This window comes from Planococcus sp. 1R117A, assembly GCF_051417975.1.
Lineage (GTDB): Bacteria > Bacillota > Bacilli > Bacillales_A > Planococcaceae > Planococcus > Planococcus shenhongbingii.
The window spans coordinates 282,257-301,218 of the sequence record NZ_JBPRLO010000005.1 but is presented as its reverse complement, the minus strand read 5'-3'; the positions used below and the strand labels follow the sequence as shown (position 1 = coordinate 301,218).

General features: G+C 41.2%; 18 protein-coding genes. 3 read left to right on the top strand and 15 right to left on the bottom strand.

Going from position 1 to position 18,962, the window contains the following annotated elements:
• Nucleotides 1–202 precede the first annotated feature (202 nt).
• Complete coding sequence (locus tag ACSFXN_RS16115; protein ID WP_437151112.1) at nucleotides 203–460, top strand: hypothetical protein; 258 nt, start codon at nucleotides 203–205, stop codon at nucleotides 458–460.
• A 223-nt stretch (nucleotides 461–683) separates the two neighbouring features.
• On the opposite strand, the gene ACSFXN_RS16110 is transcribed toward ACSFXN_RS16115, so the two are convergent.
• The 8 genes from ACSFXN_RS16110 to ACSFXN_RS16075 all read right to left on the bottom strand — a co-directional run bounded on the left by ACSFXN_RS16110 (nucleotide 684) and on the right by ACSFXN_RS16075 (nucleotide 8,000).
• Nucleotides 684–1,049, bottom strand: coding sequence for a hypothetical protein (locus ACSFXN_RS16110; RefSeq protein ID WP_437151110.1), 366 nt, complete (start codon nucleotides 1,047–1,049; stop codon nucleotides 684–686).
• A gap of 105 nt (nucleotides 1,050–1,154) precedes the next feature.
• Complete coding sequence (locus tag ACSFXN_RS16105) at nucleotides 1,155–1,493, bottom strand: hypothetical protein (RefSeq protein ID WP_437151109.1); 339 nt, start codon at nucleotides 1,491–1,493, stop codon at nucleotides 1,155–1,157.
• Between the two features lie 447 nt (nucleotides 1,494–1,940).
• A complete protein-coding gene (locus ACSFXN_RS16100) occupies nucleotides 1,941–2,618 on the bottom strand; it encodes a helix-turn-helix domain-containing protein (RefSeq protein ID WP_437151108.1) in 678 nt (225 codons plus the stop codon).
• Between the two features lie 424 nt (nucleotides 2,619–3,042).
• Nucleotides 3,043–3,477 carry an Hsp20/alpha crystallin family protein gene (locus tag ACSFXN_RS16095; protein ID WP_437151107.1) on the bottom strand — a complete coding sequence of 145 codons (435 nt, stop codon included), beginning with the start codon at nucleotides 3,475–3,477 and terminating at the stop codon, nucleotides 3,043–3,045.
• A 301-nt stretch (nucleotides 3,478–3,778) separates the two neighbouring features.
• The gene (locus ACSFXN_RS16090; protein WP_437151105.1) at nucleotides 3,779–4,255 is read right to left on the bottom strand and encodes a DinB family protein; all 477 of its coding nucleotides are present in this window, start codon (nucleotides 4,253–4,255) and stop codon (nucleotides 3,779–3,781) included.
• A gap of 165 nt (nucleotides 4,256–4,420) precedes the next feature.
• A complete protein-coding gene (locus ACSFXN_RS16085) occupies nucleotides 4,421–5,974 on the bottom strand; it encodes a 2-oxo acid dehydrogenase subunit E2 (RefSeq protein WP_437151104.1) in 1,554 nt (517 codons plus the stop codon).
• Between the two features lie 22 nt (nucleotides 5,975–5,996).
• Nucleotides 5,997–7,019, bottom strand: coding sequence for an alpha-ketoacid dehydrogenase subunit beta (locus ACSFXN_RS16080; protein ID WP_437151103.1), 1,023 nt, complete (start codon nucleotides 7,017–7,019; stop codon nucleotides 5,997–5,999).
• Between the two features lie 21 nt (nucleotides 7,020–7,040).
• On the bottom strand, nucleotides 7,041–8,000 hold the full coding sequence (locus tag ACSFXN_RS16075; RefSeq protein WP_437151166.1) for a thiamine pyrophosphate-dependent dehydrogenase E1 component subunit alpha: 960 nt from the start codon (nucleotides 7,998–8,000) through the stop codon (nucleotides 7,041–7,043).
• A gap of 446 nt (nucleotides 8,001–8,446) precedes the next feature.
• Here ACSFXN_RS16075 and ACSFXN_RS16070 point away from each other — a divergent pair, with 446 nt between their 5' ends.
• The gene (locus tag ACSFXN_RS16070; protein WP_437151102.1) at nucleotides 8,447–9,586 is read left to right on the top strand and encodes a CapA family protein; all 1,140 of its coding nucleotides are present in this window, start codon (nucleotides 8,447–8,449) and stop codon (nucleotides 9,584–9,586) included.
• Nucleotides 9,587–9,724: 138 nt separating this feature from the next.
• Here the strand turns inward: ACSFXN_RS16070 and ACSFXN_RS16065 are convergent, their stop codons facing one another.
• The 7 genes from ACSFXN_RS16065 to ACSFXN_RS16035 form a co-directional block, all read right to left on the bottom strand.
• On the bottom strand, nucleotides 9,725–9,913 hold the full coding sequence (locus tag ACSFXN_RS16065) for a hypothetical protein (protein ID WP_437151101.1): 189 nt from the start codon (nucleotides 9,911–9,913) through the stop codon (nucleotides 9,725–9,727).
• A 310-nt stretch (nucleotides 9,914–10,223) separates the two neighbouring features.
• The gene (locus ACSFXN_RS16060; RefSeq protein ID WP_437151100.1) at nucleotides 10,224–12,515 is read right to left on the bottom strand and encodes a glycoside hydrolase family 65 protein; all 2,292 of its coding nucleotides are present in this window, start codon (nucleotides 12,513–12,515) and stop codon (nucleotides 10,224–10,226) included.
• Nucleotides 12,516–12,575: 60 nt separating this feature from the next.
• Nucleotides 12,576–13,259, bottom strand: a complete 684-nt coding sequence (gene pgmB, locus ACSFXN_RS16055; protein ID WP_437151165.1) for a beta-phosphoglucomutase — start codon at nucleotides 13,257–13,259, stop codon at nucleotides 12,576–12,578.
• 46 nt (nucleotides 13,260–13,305) lie between these two features.
• Nucleotides 13,306–14,004 carry a YesL family protein gene (locus ACSFXN_RS16050; RefSeq protein ID WP_437151098.1) on the bottom strand — a complete coding sequence of 233 codons (699 nt, stop codon included), beginning with the start codon at nucleotides 14,002–14,004 and terminating at the stop codon, nucleotides 13,306–13,308.
• Nucleotides 14,005–14,049: 45 nt separating this feature from the next.
• Nucleotides 14,050–14,886, bottom strand: coding sequence for a carbohydrate ABC transporter permease (locus tag ACSFXN_RS16045; protein ID WP_437151097.1), 837 nt, complete (start codon nucleotides 14,884–14,886; stop codon nucleotides 14,050–14,052).
• The gene (locus ACSFXN_RS16040) at nucleotides 14,886–15,761 is read right to left on the bottom strand and encodes a carbohydrate ABC transporter permease (RefSeq protein WP_437151095.1); all 876 of its coding nucleotides are present in this window, start codon (nucleotides 15,759–15,761) and stop codon (nucleotides 14,886–14,888) included. Before ACSFXN_RS16040 ends, ACSFXN_RS16045 begins: the two co-directional genes overlap by 1 nt.
• 572 nt (nucleotides 15,762–16,333) lie before the next feature.
• Nucleotides 16,334–17,596: a sugar ABC transporter substrate-binding protein gene (locus ACSFXN_RS16035; protein WP_437151094.1), complete on the bottom strand. Its 1,263-nt coding sequence runs from the start codon at nucleotides 17,594–17,596 to the stop codon at nucleotides 16,334–16,336.
• Between the two features lie 509 nt (nucleotides 17,597–18,105).
• On the opposite strand from ACSFXN_RS16035, the gene ACSFXN_RS16030 reads away from it, so the two are divergent.
• On the top strand, nucleotides 18,106–18,930 hold the full coding sequence (locus ACSFXN_RS16030) for an STAS domain-containing protein (RefSeq protein ID WP_437151092.1): 825 nt from the start codon (nucleotides 18,106–18,108) through the stop codon (nucleotides 18,928–18,930).
• The last annotated feature ends 32 nt before the right edge of the window (nucleotides 18,931–18,962 follow it).

Here is an 18,962-nt window from a genome sequence, read left to right as displayed (position 1 = left end):
TGTAACTATTCATTTTTTACATTCCTATTCTATACCCATCTTTAATGAGATTTAGCCGCTGCATAAAGCTGCTTCCCTTTTTTTCTTCATAAAACCCCACTTTTTCTATACTAATTACTTGCTCCTTTATTTAAGCGGCAGCAATATCGCGGCATACGCAATTTATTTCATTTTTTTCTTTCATTTTATCGCCAATGACCAAATGCTTCATTTGCGGCACGAAGATTTATATTTAAAAGCTGGCCGCTGGATTTTAGCCTTTTCCGTCTTTTTTGGCTGGTTTTTAAATGTAACGACAAATTCGACCGAACTGACCATTGGCCTTCTTTCCTCTTTTCTGATCGGCGGAGTTATCTTGAATATTATAGATGACGAACTGCCGGAACAAAAAAAGAGCAGCTTTGTGTCTTTTGCTTTAGGTATTGTTCTTGTAGCTTCTCTTCTTCAGCTGATTTTATAAATTCAGCTCCCTTTATTACCAATAAAATAAAACATCGCAACCTCCAGTAAAACTGAAGAATGCGATGTTCATTGAATAGAAGGCTTTCCGAAAGACATCAAGGCGTTCAGATGACCTAATTTAACAGAGGTTTGCGATTTCAGCTTTAAATGGGATCCATAGATTGAAAATAAGATTAATGCACTGGGCAAAGTACTTGAATCCTTTAAAAAGCAGTTTGTTTTCAAGGTCTTGAAATGAATTTAAGATGTTTGCTTTTAACAAGTTCGATAAAATGCAGCCGCTCTTTTTCATCATTCAGCAAAAGGTCGACGTTTTTAGACCTTACTAAAAAGCGTTTTACGTTCCTATCATGCCAAATGATATAGTTATACCGGAAATCATCCTCGAATTCTGCAAACCATTCTACTTTCTTTAGTCTCTCTATATTTTTTTCAAACTTTGAAGACGGAGTATAAAAATATAGCGCTGCCTCCACAAAACCTTCTGCCAAGCCCAACAATATTTCAAAAATAAACCCGATAATAGCCCCTCCCATAGTCAGCACCTCAAATTTTTGAAATAAATGGAATCCTTTAGTCTTTTTCACAGGATATACGAATGGCTAAAATATATTTATCTTCTTATTTTCTGCTTGATATTCAAAAAAACAGCACCATCATTATGACAGTGCTGCTTTTCTATACTCTGCTGATCAAAACCCTAATCGTTTAAATTCTTTCGACATATAGATCGGTGTTAAAAAGTAAAGGTTTTGATGATGTCTACCAGAGATATTCATCAATTCTTTGAAAATGTTCTCTGATACGGCATACAAGTACATGGCATCCGGCATGCTTTTCAACTTAGGAGGCGCTTGATCCCATTTTACTTCTTCAATTTCAACCCATGCGCTTTTTGATTCTACAGAACTTTGAACGGTTAATCTGCCAAATAAAGTAATGAATTTTTGGCCGTTCTCTTCATGTGTGTCTTTCACGCGTGTAAAAGTGTACTTAACGTTTTCTGCAGATAAGGGCTGATTCCAAAGCATAGGTCCCATCTCCTTCTTAGAGTGTCAGCTTGGCTAGGCAACAAGAAAAGAAAACTTTTATATAAAAGAAAAAATCTGAAATAAAATTTACGTGCCCGCTTATTATGTAAAAGAATGCATGAGACGAACTATAGAATACTAGCAGATTCAGTTTCTCTGCCTATAATAATCTCTCACATGAAAAGTTGTCAGGTATAGAAGAGAACTCCGGAGCCAATTATTAAATAAGGCAACAGCAGGACTTATTGTTTTTTGCATAATTAAATAGTAACGCAAAATCTTCTTGTTGTGTCAGAAAATTTCTAATTATTTATTTACTTCTCTAAAAATACATCATTTTTCCCATATACTTACTATTTCGTGAATGCCGGTTTACTTTTCAGAATAGTCATTAAGACTTAGTTTAAACAAACATGGCCATAAAGGCATTATCAGACTTATATCGATTTAAATTTGTTTTTCTGTAATGCCTAAAAAGGCACGCGCCTCTCTCAAATTAGACTCCAAGTCCTCGCTAAAAATGTGTTTGGATATCTCTGCAATACCGCTTCTTTTCGCCAGACGGTCTAATTGATTTTCCATAAAAGTCGAATTACACAAAATGGCAGCTTTTTTCATGTAAGGCAGCAACCAATTCAGCAACTCTTCCCACACATCATATACTTCAGGGGTAAAGACAAAAGGCTCTCCGTCCATCACCATTGCCTGATTATCAATCAATAGTTTGACTTCTCCCTTTCTTAAAAGCAATGCCAGGCTTTTAATAGTTTGAGCAATTCTCCGCGCCTCATTTTCTTTAATCGGACCCGTTATTCTCCATAAAATAACTTGCTGAACTAAATCAATGTTATAGGTAAAGCGGCTTTCCAATGGCCTTTTAAATTCTTTTTTCAATAAAGCAGAGCGTGGGGTAAACCGTTCATGCTCAAACAAATAAGATAAATTTACATCGAGCGCATTTGAAAGTTTCTCGATATTCAGCAGAGATAAGTTTTTCTCTCCTCTTTCAATCGCACCTACGTAAGAACGATCCAATTCAGCACGAGTAGCCAATGCCTCCTGAGTAATGCCCGCTTGTAAACGTAATTCTTTTATTCGGCTCCCAAAATCTTTTAATGTATTCAATGGAGTTCTCCTTGTCTTCACTTTCTTTTTATTTATTATAGACTCCATTTTTACGAAAACTACAAAAAAATTTAAAAAAATGAAATTACCTGTCCGATGGCTGAGGAATTCTTTGTTCTTTTTCTTGAACATTCCTTCTGTACATTTCCATCACTTACCATTCAGACAAGTAATTCAAAAATCCCTCTCTTTCAAGATTATTCTCGACCTTCATTCCTATCCTGCATTTGTAAATTCGGGAACAGCTTATCAATCATTATAAGAAGCAACTCTCGTAAACACTACGGACAATAAATCCCATTTTCGTTATTAACTAATAATTTCCAGTCTTTAGCCGACTATCGTATTGTTTCGCCATCACTTTATTACGGCAAAAGGCAGTTTGGATAGGATTTCCAAACTGCCTTTTGTATATTGATTTCTTTTACTCGATTGGAATACGGTGCCCAACGTGGTCGTTATGCAGGTCATGAGATTTTGGTACGTTTAGTGTTAAAACCCCATTTTGAAAAGCAGCTGTCACATGCTCTTCGTCGATTTCCCCAATATAAAAACTGCGTCGGAAAGAACCATAGGTGCGTTCTTTTCGGATATACCGCTCATTCTGCTCATCTGGCTCTATTTCACGTTCTTTCTTTCCACGGATTTCCAAGTATCCGTCCCGGTATTCTATTTCGATGTCATCTTTTGTGAATCCAGGCAAGTCGACCTGCAGCTCATAAAGTTCATTTTTTTCTTTGATATCCACCTGAGGATAATGGGTTTCTCCAAAAAATTTGTTAAAAACATCTGTTTCCACTGTGCTTTCAAAAAGGCTTGGGAAAAACTCATTTCTTCTTTTCGGTCTGAGCCTAGCCACGACATTTCACTCCTTTTCGTGTTTTTTGAATCTTATTGTCCGCAAAACAAGATCAAACATGGACAGGAAATAAAACTGACATTAAGGCGTTTTTCGGCAGACCTCCTGCAGCTTCCTGAACTGCCCCTTCTTGCTTTACATCCACAATCGAATTCTATAGCTTCAAAATTCTTCTAGTTTGGCACTCCCAGACTGTTTTCTAAATAGACCTCTTCACCATGGATTATAATAAATTTGATGTTTTTGTCAATCCATCCGCATACCTGTCAGGCGTTGAATTTCCGAAAACTATATTGAAGCTTCACCAAGTATCTCCGCCAGAAGAGGGGGGCCATGCATCTATCATCCGCCGCACCAGAACAACTTGTCCAGCATGATAACTATTATGGTTGATAATCACCATCAACAAATCTGCTCTTGTTCTTCTTTTGCCGCCAAACCCTTCTTCAGACAACTCTTTTGCTGCTTCCTGCTCAGCTTGCTGCAAGCCGTGCGTAAATTTTGAGACCTCATCATTCCATTCCTCTTCACTCGCTGGCATTGCTTCTTTGGGCCAAGTTTCTTCTGCATGTTCCGGGTTTTTAGGTGCTTCGCCTTTCAAATACGCCAGCATGAACTCCTGCCAATAATTCATATGCCATAAAAGCTGCCAAACGGAATGTGGGCATTTATCGGGTTTGTCTCCAGCTTTTTGCCAATCCAACTCTTTAAATACTGCAGCTGCATCAATATGCGCACTTGTTCCGCGCATTCCTTTTTGCAAAAATTCATTGGCCATGTACATTCCTCCTGCTTTAAGAAACTCACAAATTGAAACAGAAAATCTTTCAATCCATAATAACCGTCCTCTAAATCGATTGATTTATGAGGACGGCTTTTTTCAACCAAGTTAATATAAGTATTTGTTTTATCTGCGATGTATTTTTCCCTTCCAACAAACCCATTAAGAATTTTTCTTTTTCTTTTTTTCTTCCTTCTCTTTTTTCTTTTTCTCGTCTTTTAAAAAACGCTTTGGTCTTTCCAGCACTTCAATCAAGTCTCCCAGGAACTTTGCGGCCGGTGCGCCGTCCACTGCCCGATGATCTATCGTCAGGCTCAACGGCAACCGCTTTCTTTCCTGGACTTTGCCATCTTCCATTACAAGGTAATTTTCGATTTGCCCAATTCCAAGAATCGCCGCTTCCGGCGGATTGATAATCGGTGTGAAAAATTGGACCCGATATGAGCCGAGGCTGGTGATTGTAAAAGTGCTGCCGGTGCTTTCCTCACTCGACAATTTGCCTTCTCTTGCCTTTTCAGCAAGTTTAGAAAGCCGCTTCTGCAGCTTGGCTGGCGACTGCTTGTCTGCATTCTGAAGAACGGCTACTTGCAGACCGTTTTCTGAATCAACTGCAAAACCCAGATGGATTTCCCTTTTTGGAATAATTCGATTTTCAATGATATGGGCATTCAAAGCTGGATGTTCACCAAGCGTCTGTGCCACAGCTTTTGCAATAAGAGCGGTCCAGCCCGCTTCCTTTCCTAACGTGTCTTTTCTAGCTTCCAGTTTTGTGATATCTGCCCAAGCTGTTTCTGTAAGCTGAGCACTGTTTTGAAGGCTTTCCGTCATCCTTCTGGCGATTGCCCCCCGAATACCCGAAAGCGGAATAACTTCGTTTTGCGGAGTTTCATCATCGTTTTCGCTGCTTGCCTCTTCTTGGTCAGAGGTGGATGAGTTTTCAGTCTCTGATTCTTTTGGTGCCGTTTCTTGTAATGCCTCATCCTCAGGCACTGCCGCCGCCTGCTCTTCCATTGACGATTCTTCTTTTGATGTTTCTTCTTGCACTGCTACTGCCTCAACTGCTTCTTCCGTTTGCTCTTCTGTTAATGCTTCTTCCGTTGCCGGTTCTTCTGTTGATGCTTCTTCCATTGGAGGTTCTTCTTTTGGAGTTTCCTGCTGTGATTCTTTTGTTTTCTCAGCTGCTTCCATTACTTCAGTTTGTCCAGCCACTCTGCGGATATCCTTTTCTGTAATTTTGCCATTTCTTCCCGTTCCCGCTACTGACTCCAGTGGAACGTCAAGTTCGCGCGCAAGCTTCCGCAGACCTGGAGCCAAACGCATCGCTTTTGCCGGTTCCTTTTGTTCAGTAGCCGTTTCCTGATTTTCGGCTGTTTCTGTTATTTTCTGTTCTTCTGGCTTCTGATTTTCTGTCTCTTCACTTTTTTCCGGTTCCACTTTTTCTACCATTCTTTGCTCTTCTGGCTTAGTTTCCTGAGTTTTCCCTGTTGGATCAATCGTAGCCAACACCTCCCCGATTTTTGCTGATTCCCCTCTTTTAAAGACAATTTTTTTTATGATTCCACTGATTTCAGCTTCTATTTCAGACACTTCTTTTTCAGTTTGTATTTCAAGCAAAGGGTCCCCTTCTTTAACTGCATCTCCTTCGGAAACGAACCAGATGACCACTAAGCTTTCGTCGACATCCTCCCTTATTTTCGGTAATTTCACTTCAATCATTCCAACGCCTCCTGTTTTCCCGTTATCCTTCGTTCACTAACTCTTTTACTTGTTCAAAGATTTTTTCCGCGCTCGGTATCACAAAGTCTTCCAGCGGACGGCTGTAAGGTACTGGCACATCCGGATTGGCCAGGCGCCTTGGCGGAGCCTCCAAATCGTAAAACACTTCTTCCGCTACAATTGCTGTCACTTCAGCAGTCATGCCGTAAGATTTGTAGTCTTCATCAACAACGAATAACCGATGCGTCTTCTTGACTGACTGTATAATCGTATCTTTATCAATCGGAGCGATGGAACGCAAATCGATCACTTCCGCCTCGATTCCTTCTTTTGCCAGTCTTTCGGCCGCTTCTACCGCGTAATGGGTCATCATTTGGACGCCAACAATCGTGACGTCGGTCCCTTCCCTCACAATTTTCGCTTTATCAAGCGGCACTGTATAAGCTTCTTCCGGCACATGTTCAGCAGATGCATCAAGCTGTTCCATCCATCCCAGCCCCTGCAGTGATTTATGGAACATGAACAGGACCGGATTGTCGTCCCGGATAGCAGAAATCATCATGCCCTTCAAATCATAGGGAGTGGAAGGGGCTACCACTTTCATGCCTGGCATATGGCCGAATGTGGCATAAAGCGTTTGGGAATGCTGCGCTGCATCGTTATATCCGCCGCCGACCGCTGTCATAAGCACCATCGGCAACCGGACGTTTCCTCCAGACATATAAGGGATTTTCGCCATGTGATTGTAAATCTGGTCCATGCAGACTCCGAAAAAGTCGACAAACATCAATTCAGCAATCGGCCGCATGCCTTCCGCAGCGGCACCGATAGCGGCACCAATAAATGCCGTTTCAGAAATAGGCGTATCCAATACCCGCTGCGAACCGAATTTTTCAATCAATCCTTGCGTCGATCCAAAAATGCCGCCATAGTTTCCAATATCTTCTCCCAGCACAAAAACGTTCGGGTCTCTCTCCATTTCAAGTGCAATCGCTTCAGCCATTGCTTTATTGCCTGTTAAGATTCTTTTTTTCGCTGTCTCCATTCTGAATTTTCCCCTTCCATTTTAAGATGTGAATACATCTTTTAACGCTGATTCAGGTTCAGGATAGCTGCTGTCTCTTGCAAATTGGTATGCTACATCTACTTCTTGCTTAGCCTGTTTTTCAATTTTCTCAATTTCCTTTTCTGTAACTCCTTCTGCTTCTACAAGCATTTTCCGCAGTTTCAGGATTGGGTCTAACTGGCGCAGTCCCGGCACTTCCGCTTTGTCGCGGTATAATTCCGGATCTCCCTGGAAATGGCCCAAATAGCGGTGGGTTTCAATCTCGATAATTGTCGGCCCCTGTCCAGACCGCGCTCTTGCAACCGCTTCTTCCGAAGCTCTATACATTGCAATCGGATCATTGTCTTTGACATAAGCGCCTGCAATACCATATGCAGCTGCCCGCAAATCGTTTGAAGCCACAGCAGTCGAGGAGGCTTTTGGGACAGAGATGCCATAAGAATTGTCTTCGACTACCACAATTAGCGGCAGATTCCATAACGCTGCAAGGTTCAACGATTCATGGAATGCGCCTGCATTGGCAGCGCCTTCGCCAATAAACGCCACAGCTACCCAGTCCCTGCCTTGCATTTTGCTGGCAAGCGCCGCTCCGGCGGCATGTGGAATTCCAGCAGCAACAATTCCTCCACAGGAAAATTTGGCGTCAGGATCAAACAAATGCATATGGCCGCCTTTGCCTTTACCAAGACCCGTTTCCTTACCAAAAATTTCGGCTGTCATCTTTTTTAAATCGACGCCTTTTGCAATGGCATGGTGATGCGGACGATGCGGTGCCGTTACCGTATCGTCTTTTGTCAAATGCACACAAATGCCTGCTGCAGCCGGCTCTTGCCCTGTTGACAAGTGCATCTCACCAGGCACCGGACCGGCACCTATATTAAAGACAGGCATCTTTCCTTCGGTATACACTTCCACCATCTGGTCTTCATAATATCGGCTTTTCACCATATGTTCGTACATCCACTTCAGTTTTTCCACGGACACGGCAGGCTGTTTTTCCTCGAAAGTAGTCAATTTTTTTCCTCCTTTTTGAAATAATGAGCCTTGCAATTGTTGGAAAACGCCTTACAAAGTCTAACTAATATTAATACTATCTACTTTCTGTTAATTGTCAATATTCTGTCAAAATTGCAATTTCAGCTGCCTTGATTGTCCATTGCTCAACCAATCTCTCCACATCCGTTCATTAACAGTACGCCGAAAAACCTTATTCAACTATTCTTTCAGTTTTCTGCTTATGCTGGTTTTTTTATCAATTTATCGAAAGAATAATGTTTTTCGTTATTACAAAGAAACTATTTCTTTCTGCGTTAGTATAGTACGATATCAGTAATGTCATATTCGGCCATTTTATTTCTTCTTGAGCTTTAAAGGCAAAACATATTTACTGGACAGAGGTGTCGACGTTGAAAAAGAACCAGAAATCCATGATCCTGCTTTTCATTCTACTCGTACTGTTTTTGTCTGGCTGTTTTTCAGAAACAGGGGCTCCTATTGCAAAAGTTGGTGAATTTGAAACAAGAAAAGCGCCGGTTGCTGTTATTCCCTCTAAACTTGTCAAAACAAGCAAGGCTTCCTTATCGGCAGTCGGCGATATTTTAATTCATGAACGGGTTTATCTGGATGCCCGAACCGAAAGCGGTTATGATTTTAACCCCATGTTTGCCGAAGTAAAGCCTTTTCTCGAAAAATCCGATATCACCATCGCTAATTCCGAAAGCATTGTCGGAGGAAGCGAAGTAGGTTTATCCACTTACCCTTCGTTCAACAGTCCGTTCGAAGTGGCAGATGCAATGAAAAGCGTAGGGATTGATGTTGTTTCGATGGCGAACAACCATACGCTCGACAGAGGAGAAAAAGCAATTGTCAGTGCGCTGAAATACTGGGATAAAATCGGGATGACGCATACCGGCGCCTCTGCTTCTGAAGAAGAACGCAATCAGATTCCCACCATCACGAAAAATGGCATTGTCTTCTCTTTTCTTTCTTATACGTACGGAACGAACGGAATCCCCACACCTAAAGGAAAAGATTATTTGCTCAACCGTATCGATAAAGCGAAAATGAAAACAGACTTGATAAAAGCGAAAGCCGCCTCAGATGTTGTGGTATTGAGTTTGCATTTTGGAAATGAGTACGAAACTATGCCAACCGATGAACAAAAAGAATTGGCGCATTTCGCTGCTGAACAAGGCGCCAATCTTATTCTCGGACACCATCCCCATGTTCTGCAGCCTGCGGAATGGATTGAGACGACGAATGGAAAGAGAAGCTTTGCCATCTATTCTTTAGGTAATTTCCTGTCAGGCCAAGAAGGACTGCAAAGGCAGATTGGTGGAATTCTTCATATCCATGCTGAAAAAACAATGGATGCCAATTCGACAACTATCGTCCTGAAAGAACCTTCTTTTACACCTACCTATGTGGAAAGCCAAAACCATAAAAATTACAAAATCACATTATTAAAAAATGCTGATCCAGCTGCAAATCAAGCGATTAAAGACCATCTATCCTTATGGGTAAAAGACCTTGCATTTGATGAATAAAAAGAAAATCCCTCAGCGGTGATTATTTTCCGCTGAGGGGCAGTTGATCTATTCGGACTTTTAGGTCAATGGGATAAAACAGAAAAATGCCGCATTCAATCCAATCGATTGAATGCGGCATTTTTATTTTTTTCACTTTTAAGCTTTTATTCGATTTTGCTCCAGCGCCACTCCGCTCGCACAACCAACCGCAATGCCAAATCCGATCCCGACTGCCACATTGCCAAAAATCATGCCGAGAATTGTACCGATTAAAACCCCTATCGCAATGCCAATGCCTATAAAAGGAGTCTTTTGATTGTTTTCATAATTAGGACCAGTAGCCATTTATGCCTCTTCCTTTCTATTCTTAATTAGTAACGGATAGAAAACCTGGAATAAAGTTGATCACTGCGTCCTTCAGTGCCAACTGCATATGCATGAGTTTCTGCTATAATCTCTTACCTATATTGTATGGGCTTGCAAAAGCTTAAGCAAAGAACCTTACTTCATATCCCTGTAAATGAAAGGAAAGCCCTGGCTTCTTCTAAAAATTAAAGACTATATGCCTGTTAGGCATGGAAAGTAAACAAAATGAATATGAAATAGCAAAAGGATTGCTCTTCACAAATCGAGTGAAGAACAATCCTCTTTATTCTTAATGCCGTTTTTCATACTGCCGAATTTCCACTTGTTTTTCCGAACTCAGTTCAATCGGTTCTTCATGATGAAATAGGATTACATTTTCGCCTTCAATCAATTGATAGATGACGGACTCCTTATCGATACGCATATAAATTAAGCGGCCCTGAAACTGAAAATGAAAAGCAAGAGAATTCCATTCATCCGGAAGCGCTGGAGCTAAATGGAGACCGTCTTCTTTGATCCGCAAACCGGCAAATCCATATACAATGGTGAGCCATGAACCTCCCATATTCGCCATATGAAGGCCATCTTTTGTATTGCCATGGCTATTATCCAAATCCAAGCGGGCCGTTTCTTGAAAATAATGATAGGCTTTGTCTCTATAGCCCAGCTTTGAAGCCATGATGCTGAATATACAATAAGACAGCGAGGAATCATGAGTCGTGATTTGTTCGTAATAATCATAGGAATTTTTTATCGTTTCGAAATCCTGTTCGTCTTCCAACAAGAAATGCGCCAGCACAGTATCTGCTTGTTTGCATACTTGGTACCTGTAAAGAGTGAGCGGATGATAATTCAAGAGCATCGGAAATTTGTATGGCGGAATCTCATCCAGATTCCAGCGGGCCTTTTGTAAAAAACTATCATCCTGTGCATTAATTTTATAAACTTCATTATATGGAAGAAACATCTTCTTTCCTGCTTCCCGCCATTCTTCCACTTCTTCTTCTGTCAGCTTTAAATGTTCAGTAAGCCTCTCGAAATGCATTTCATCACTTTCTTTAATCTTTTCATATACTCGTGCAGCCCATAATAGATTATGTTTGGCCATCACATTCGTATAATAATTATTGTTGACGATGCAGGTATATTCATCTGGACCCGTAACACAGTCAATTTTAAATAGTCCATTGTCCATATGCCCCGTGTCTATCCATAAGCGGGCAGTTTCAAACAGCACTTCTGCACCAAAGTCTTTTAGAAACGCTTCATCGTTTGTTGCCAAATAATATTGGATATAGCTATAAGCAATATCAGCACTGATATGGTATTGGGCAGTGCCTGCTGGAAAAAATGCAGAACTTTCTGGTCCATTGATGGTCCGCCAAGGAAACAATGCGCCTTTCTTATGTCCAAGGACAGTCGCCCGGGCTCGTGCGCTGTCTAATATGGAATATCGGTATAAGAGAAGATTTTTGGCTATTTCCGGATTGGTCATCAGGAAAACAGGAAACATAAAAATTTCTGTGTCCCAAAAATAATGTCCTTCGTAACCTTCTCCTGACAAGCCTTTCGCCGAAATATTGCTGTGAGGATCTTTGCCGACTGATTGCAGCAGTTGATAAAGATTAAAGCGAATGCCTTCTTGGAGGGCGGCATCCCCATCAATCTCCACATCAGAATGCAGCCAGAACCGGTCCAAATACTCTCTTTGCTCCACCAGCAAATCTTCAAAACTGGTTCCTTCTAGCCGCTCCTGAATTTTGCGTGCTTCTTCCACTACTTCAATTCCGTGTCTAAGCGTATCCGTATAGACGTTGAATTTAGTAAATTCAATCGGCCGATTGCCTTTGCACACATAGATTTCTTCAACACGGCTTTCTGCCGCTTGGCTTTCATACGAATACTTCTCAGCGCAGATATCCGTAGCGGTTATACAAGCCACTTCAAGTTGAGTGACGTACGTCAAGTCTTTGACTATACTGTAGTCTTCTTCTTTTCGGGCTTCCATCACATACAGCCTTTTCGCATGCCCAGAAGCCACTCTTGGATCACGAAGGTCCACAAAGTTCGAGACATCTCCTTCAACTGCAGAAATAATTTTCACTTGCCGTATGCCGTCAATCGGCTCTATGTTAATTGCAATTGCAAATAATTCTCTCGTAATAAAAGAAGTAAGCCTTCTGAAATGGATTTTCACTTCTTTTCCTTTTGGCGATTTCCAGTGGATTATCCGTTCTACAAATCCAGCTTCCATATGTAAATTTCGTTCAAAATGAATAATTTCTCCTTCAAACAATGAAAACAATTCATCATCCAGATAAATCTGAACGCTCTGGGCATCAATGACATTAAGAATTTTTTGCTGCATCACGGGATAGCCGTACAATTTCTCGCCATATGCAATCTCCACTTCATCATGAAAAGCGTTAATATAAGTCCCTCGAATGGAGCTAAATGATTCCGGGTAGCCTTCTTCAAAATTTCCTCTTACCCCCAAATATCCATTTCCCAGGGATAAAATGCTCTCATCGAGCAATAAGTTAGGATTATCCAGTTCGCATTTTGTCAGTTTCCACGCCATCGGTTTCACTCCTCAGCTGCTCCCGAAGATTGCAAAAGAATCTGGAAGCCATTTGTCCGCTTATCTTTTGGCGTTAGCCTGCTGATAGCGCTCGATAATTTCTTCAAATACCAATTTTGAAGTATCGCTAACCCGATAATCTGCCTTGGAAAGATGAGCGGCATCTCCTACTCCAATGGAAAACATATTTGCCGCATTTATTGCTTCAACTCCAGCAGTTGAATCTTCGATGCCTATGCAGTCGGGGCAGCTGAGTCTTAATGCATCAGCGGCAACTAGGAATGTTTCAGGATCCGGTTTTCCTTTCTTCACTTTTTCGGCATCGACAATGTAATCGAAATAAGCAGTTAACCCCAGCTTTCCAAGGATATGGCGGGCATTCTTGCTAGCTGAACCGAGAGCGATTTTAATGTTTTTTTCTTTATTGGCGCTCAGCAGCTCAATAATCCCGGGAAGAATATGAGATGGATCTATCGTTTCAACCAACTTTAAATAATGCTCATTTTTTTTGCTGGCCCAATTTTGTTTTTCTTTTTCCGAGAGCTCAGAAAGAGCGGGATTTAGTTTTAAGATCATATTCAGCGAATCCATCCTACCTACTCCTTTAAGCTGTTCATTGAAATGCCGGTCAATTGGAATGCCGAGCTCACTCGCAATTTTCTGCCATGCCAAAAAATGAAATTCTGCTGTATCCGTAATCACGCCATCCAAATCATAAATAAAAGCTTGTGGAAGTTTTTCCATAGTCATCCTTCTCTCCTTGCTTTTCTTTCTTCTAGACCAATGCCGTTCAAATCGACGATTCTGCTTTTTTTTGCATTTTCAAAGAAAATCGGTAAAAAGCAAGAAAAGAAAGATACGCACTGATTGATACTGTAAATAGTGGAATCAGGAAGTATAGTCTTGTAGCACTTACATAAAACAGCGACATATTGCTTGCCAGGATGAACAAACTTAATAACGGATTGCCAAGAGTGATAAAAAATGCATTTTTCAATAGAGTTCTTGTTTTCATTCGGTAATGCACACAGAGTGAAAAGAAATTAAGCGTATACACAAACAAACAAAGCCCAATCAGCATAAATAGCAAAGCAATAAACTTGTTTGACTGTTTAAAAAAATAAAAATCCACCAGCCAGACCAACCATAATGCCAATAGGGCTAATCCCGCTAAAAAATTCTTCCGGTAATTCGCTTTCATGTGAAAAAAATACGTTTTTGTAATCGAAGACTGGTCTTTTTGCAGAATCCATTCCCGAGCTGTTGCAAATAAGGCAACGGTACTTGGAATTGTCACTGTTGGAATTAACAAGACAAGCGGCAGTAAATACACCACAAACCCAGGGCCGAATCCATTAATGTAAACACTCAGCAAAACAAACAGCAAAGGCAGATTAACGATAATCCACAAGATGTTTGCAGTCGAAAATCGCATGATCCATTCTGCAAAAACATATAAGGCGCCTGTCAAACCTGGCAAATCACGCATGATACGCCCTCCCTGCATCAGTAACTCTTAAGTTGAAATCCCATCTTACTTTACTGCCCCTTCTCCGATGCCTTTAATGATGTGTTTTTGCGCCAATGCATAGAAAATAATTACCGGAATAATGGTTAAAGTCAGTCCCGCCATCGCTAAATTCCATTGGATAGTAAATTCACCAAAGAAAAAGAATGTCGATAAAGGAATTGTCCGCAAGTTCGTATCAATCAATGTAAGGGAAGGCAATAGAAAATCATTCCAAATACTGATCACGTTCAAAATCATGACTGTAGCTGTAATGGGTTTCAGCATCGGAAAGATAATTCGCCAAAAAACCCCGAATTTCGAAGCCCCGTCTATCGTAGCTGCTTCTTCTAAGGTGATGGGGATAGACTTGATGAATCCGTGGTATAAAAAAACAGAAAGACTGGCATGAAAACCGATATTCATGAAGATTAGCCCTTCCCGGGTATTGTACATAGGGATATTCAAGTTTTCAGTAATGGAACTCATCAATTGCATGAGCGGCATCATCAAGGTCTGAAAAGGAATCAGCATCGTCGCGATTAAAGTCATGAAAATGACAGTACTTATTTTGCTTTCAGTTCTGACCAGCATCCAGGCGGTCATAGAGGATAAGACGACAATCAGTAAAACTGAAATAATCGTAATATAAAGTGAGTTGCCGAGTGCGCTTAGAAAATTCATTTTCTCAATCGCTTCTATATAATATTGAAAACTAAAATTCTCCGGCAGGGATAAGGCATTATCGTATAGCTCTTGGCGATCTTTAAACGAGTTGACAAAAATGATGTAAATTGGAGACAGGAAGAAAAGCGCTAGCAGAATCAGCAAAACCGCTTTCAAGGCATTCATGGTTTTCCTCATCACATCTCGACCTCCCGTTTTTTCGTCATATATACTTGGGTCAGCGTAATAGCAGCGACTATCAAGAAAAAGACAATGGCTTTCGCTTGGCCAAAGCCATAATTACTGCTTCCGAAAATTTCCTGGTAGATGTTCATAGCAAATAATTCAGTGGCATTTGCCGGTCCGCCGCCAGTCAGAGACAAATTGACATCGTAGATTTTAAAAGCGGATGAAAGAGTCAAAAATAAACTGATGGTCAGGGCAGGCATCAACAAAGGCAGCGTAATTCTGGTAAACCTTTGCCATTTACTGGCTCCATCTATTTTGGAAGCTTCGATGACATCATTCGGAATAGCTTGAATTCCCGCAATGTAAATGATCATGATATAACCGGCCATTTGCCAGGTAAAGACAAAAACTAAGCTGTATAAAGCAAACTCCGGATCTACAAGCCAATTAAAAAATACTTGATCAAATCCGGTAATTTCTCCGAAGAACGTAAAAACGTCCAAAAATACAAATTGCCAAATGTAGCCTAAAATCAGTCCACCAATCAAATACGGCATGAATAGCAAAGTCCGTGCCGCATTGGCAGACCGGACCTTGGACGTGACCAGCATGGCAAAAGCAAGCCCGATGATATTGATGGTGATAACCGATAGTACAGTAAACAAAGTCGTCAGCCAAGTCGACCGAAGAAATTGTTCATCTTTCCATAATTCGATGAAGTTATCCATGCCTACAAAAACTTTCGGATTTGCTCCGATTCCGTCCCATTCAAAAAACGAATAATAGATGCCGATGAGAAAAGGGATAATTACCACTATCGTAAAAATAAAGAGCAAGGGCACAGTGAATAATACAAACCATTTGATATTGCTTCTTTTTGTCACGTCCACCCCTTCTTTCCTGTGATTGATAAGCAGGGACCTGATAAAGGAATAGTGGACACGCCTGTACAGGCGTGTCCATAAATGCTGATGAGAAACTCTTAGCGATTTTTCATTTCGCTCCAGGTGGGACGCTTTCCGCGGACATGGCTTCAGTCTCCTCGTCGCTTCGCTCCTGCGGGGCCTTCAGCTCATGTTATTTCCGCAGGAGTCGCCCACCTTCCGCTGCATTCAGCTTCCTTTTGTTACCTTTAGAGATTCTCTGGAATAGGGAGCTGATTCGGAAAGCTCCCTAATTTTTGTACCCGCTTTCTAGATATGGAGCCAACCAGCCGAGACCCTGCAGGAGCGTAAGCGACGAAGCGGCTTGGCGCTCGCCCACGGCTAAAAACCTATGCTCCTGCAGCGCTGTGCGCTTCGTCGCAAAGACTTGGCCTCACAAACCTCGGCCAATGTCTTCGCAGCTGGTTGGCGGAATATCGGTTAAGGGATGATACCTAATACAAATTTCAACTTTCTCAACAAGCTGTGGACACACCTGTAAAGGCGTGTCCAGATCCACTTTTATTTAATTTTTATTGAGCGCCTTTCCATGCTTCATCCATGCCTGCAATAAATTCTTCACCGGTCATATCTTCCGAGAAGAATTGTTGTGCGAGTGGCGTTAAATCGTTTGGAACGATATTAGCCGGATAATAGTTGATGGCCCAAGGAATGGTCTCTCCACTATTGCTGGCATCCAGAACAGCTTTTGATAATGGATCCAACTCGCCCGCCTCGATATTTGTCAGAGCCGGAACAAACCCGAACTCTTCTACAATGTAGCGGTGCCCTGTTTCACTAGTAGCCATCCAGTTTAGGAAGTCGTTTGCCGCTTGAATTTCCGCTTCTTCTTTTTGGCTATTGATCACCCAGTTGTTGCCCACGCCAACCGCCAATTTATCATTGCCCATCAGCGGAAACGGCATCATGCCGACCTCAAAATCAACTTCAAATTCTGAAAGCATACCGAACGCCCAGTTTCCTTGGTGGATCATCGCTGTTTTCCCCGACGCAAAATCACCGATTTCCTGGTCATATGTGATGCTGAGCGGATTCGGTGTATTCGCTTTTATCGCTTCCATGAACTTTCCAAACTCCTGGAATTCAGGTGTTTCTGCCATGGTTACTTCTCCAGCATTCAATCGATCAATAAAATCAAAATGATCTTCTTGAAGGGCAAAAGGATAGTTGCTCATGTGCCCGATCAAAAAATACGCATCTTGAGCCAGGCCGAAACCATTGATGCCTTGACCTTTGAATTTTTCCAGCGTGCTGACAAAAGATTTATAGTCGGCTATGTCTTCGGGTTTCACAAGGTCTTTGTTGTATACAATTCCAAATCCTTCTACTCCGTATGGAACACCTACTGTTTTGTCGTCGACTTTCAACTCCATATTTGGCGCTATGTGCTGTACGTATTCTTCCTTGCTCAAATCATAAGCATATGATTTCAGCTGTTCAGCTTCGGTTTCATTTTGAAGCGTGAAAATAGATGGCCCCTGGTTACTGTTCAACCGGATCTGCAGCTGCTGAAGATAATCGTCGCCAGTTGTGCCGAGAACTTCCACTTCAACGCCTGTTTCTTCTGTATATTCTTTGGCCATCGCAGCCAGCTGATCTGAAATTTCAACTTTCCGGTTAAAAACCGTAATTTTTTGGCCTTCTGACTCTCCGGAACCTCCTGTATCACTGCCACTGCCCTCACTTCCCTCTTCGCCGCCTCCACTGCACGCAGCTAAAATCAGCAGCACAAATGCCAGCACTAAAGCACTCCATATACTTTTTTGGAACCTCACGCAAATTCCCCCTTTTAAAGTTTGACTGCTATAGTAAATAAAACGAAAATCCGTTTTATCACACCCAAAATTAAGTTTTTTTAAAGTTATGGTAAATGGCTTAAAGCTGAATGAGTTTTACTTCAGGTAATAGAGCCATTTATTATTTCTGGCTGTTGCTGATATCAGCTATTCAGATTTTGCCGTATGTATTTATCTCGGTGTTTAACTTCACTCCCATCTAACCATGTAAAATTCAACAATACTGGATAGACTTAAAAGCTTGCACATCCGTAATTATAAATTTAATATTCGGAATAGTCAATATCTTCAAGTTACTGAGCAACCCGCATCACGTCACGTTAAGACATAACACTACTCAAAGGCGGTCCTGAAGCATACAATAGACTCATACGGATTCTTTTTGTTCCATAATAAAGTATCCCGATTACGCCATTTTGAATTTATGAAGTAATGTGATTGAATTAAAGTGAATTTTTCTTAAATATCATCGAAAAGGAGAAACAGACGTGGCACAAGCATTAGAGAACTCAGAAGAACTAAAAACTTTTTTCGAAAATAATAGAGAAGATTTCGAGGAGCATCTGTTATCGGAAGCTGTTAATGTAAAAGAGAAAATCGATGAAATTCTGGCTATTGGAAATATTGATCTTATTTCAAATGCCCATAAATTAGTTGTTTTTATTATTGATGGCCAAGAAGAACAACTGAATTTATTTGCCAAGCAAGAAGGAATCGCTTGGGCTACACATTCCATCGCCTTAACCTTCAAGTTGGAATGGATTCAGGCAATTCGACGCACTCTCTGGAAATTTATCGAGCATTACAACTTAACCTTGGCTAAAAAAATGCCGATGGATTTTTTCCGTCTGGAAGAAGGGCTCAATTCCGGAATTGATACGTTTTTAAATACTTTTTTCATAAACTACTCTACATATAAAGATTCATTGATTCTGGCCCATCGCCAGCTGGTTGAAAATTTGTCAGTTCCAATCATTCCGATCAATGCATCGGTCTGCATCCTGCCTTTAATAGGTTCAGTCGACTCTTTCCGGACTAACATCCTGGAAGAAAAGGTATTGACAGAAATCGGAAGATCCCGCATCCAAACATTGATTATCGATTTGTCGGGCATCGCTGACATGGAAATCGAAGCCATCCATCACTTGATGAAAATTATCGACGGCACTGCTATGATGGGCTGCAAATCCATCATTACCGGTTTACGGACTGAAGTGGTCAGAAAGATGATTCAGCTGGATTTATCGTTTGACCAAAAAACAAAAACACTTGGCACGCTTCAGCAAGCGTTAAAAGAATACTTAATCGTTTAATCATTAAAATATAAGCTCCAGTAAAGGAGGCA

What these genes read in the sequence shown, in the direction of transcription:
- ACSFXN_RS16050 (WP_437151098.1), bottom strand. Translation starts at nt 14,004, where the DNA reads ATGCGTGATTTGCCAGGTTTGACAGGCGCCTTATATGTTTTTGCAGAA.
- ACSFXN_RS16090 (WP_437151105.1), bottom strand. Translation starts at nt 4,255, where the DNA reads ATGGCCAATGAATTTTTGCAAAAAGGAATGCGCGGAACAAGTGCGCAT.
- ACSFXN_RS16105 (WP_437151109.1), bottom strand. Translation starts at nt 1,493, where the DNA reads ATGCTTTGGAATCAGCCCTTATCTGCAGAAAACGTTAAGTACACTTTT.
- ACSFXN_RS16085 (WP_437151104.1), bottom strand. Translation starts at nt 5,974, where the DNA reads ATGATTGAAGTGAAATTACCGAAAATAAGGGAGGATGTCGACGAAAGC.
- ACSFXN_RS16075 (WP_437151166.1), bottom strand. Translation starts at nt 8,000, where the DNA reads ATGTACGAACATATGGTGAAAAGCCGATATTATGAAGACCAGATGGTG.
- ACSFXN_RS16060 (WP_437151100.1), bottom strand. Translation starts at nt 12,515, where the DNA reads ATGGCGTGGAAACTGACAAAATGCGAACTGGATAATCCTAACTTATTG.
- ACSFXN_RS16045 (WP_437151097.1), bottom strand. Translation starts at nt 14,886, where the DNA reads ATGAGGAAAACCATGAATGCCTTGAAAGCGGTTTTGCTGATTCTGCTA.
- ACSFXN_RS16080 (WP_437151103.1), bottom strand. Translation starts at nt 7,019, where the DNA reads ATGGAGACAGCGAAAAAAAGAATCTTAACAGGCAATAAAGCAATGGCT.
- ACSFXN_RS16065 (WP_437151101.1), bottom strand. Translation starts at nt 9,913, where the DNA reads ATGGCTACTGGTCCTAATTATGAAAACAATCAAAAGACTCCTTTTATA.
- pgmB (WP_437151165.1), bottom strand. Translation starts at nt 13,259, where the DNA reads ATGGAAAAACTTCCACAAGCTTTTATTTATGATTTGGATGGCGTGATT.
- ACSFXN_RS16115 (WP_437151112.1), top strand. Translation starts at nt 203, where the DNA reads ATGCTTCATTTGCGGCACGAAGATTTATATTTAAAAGCTGGCCGCTGG.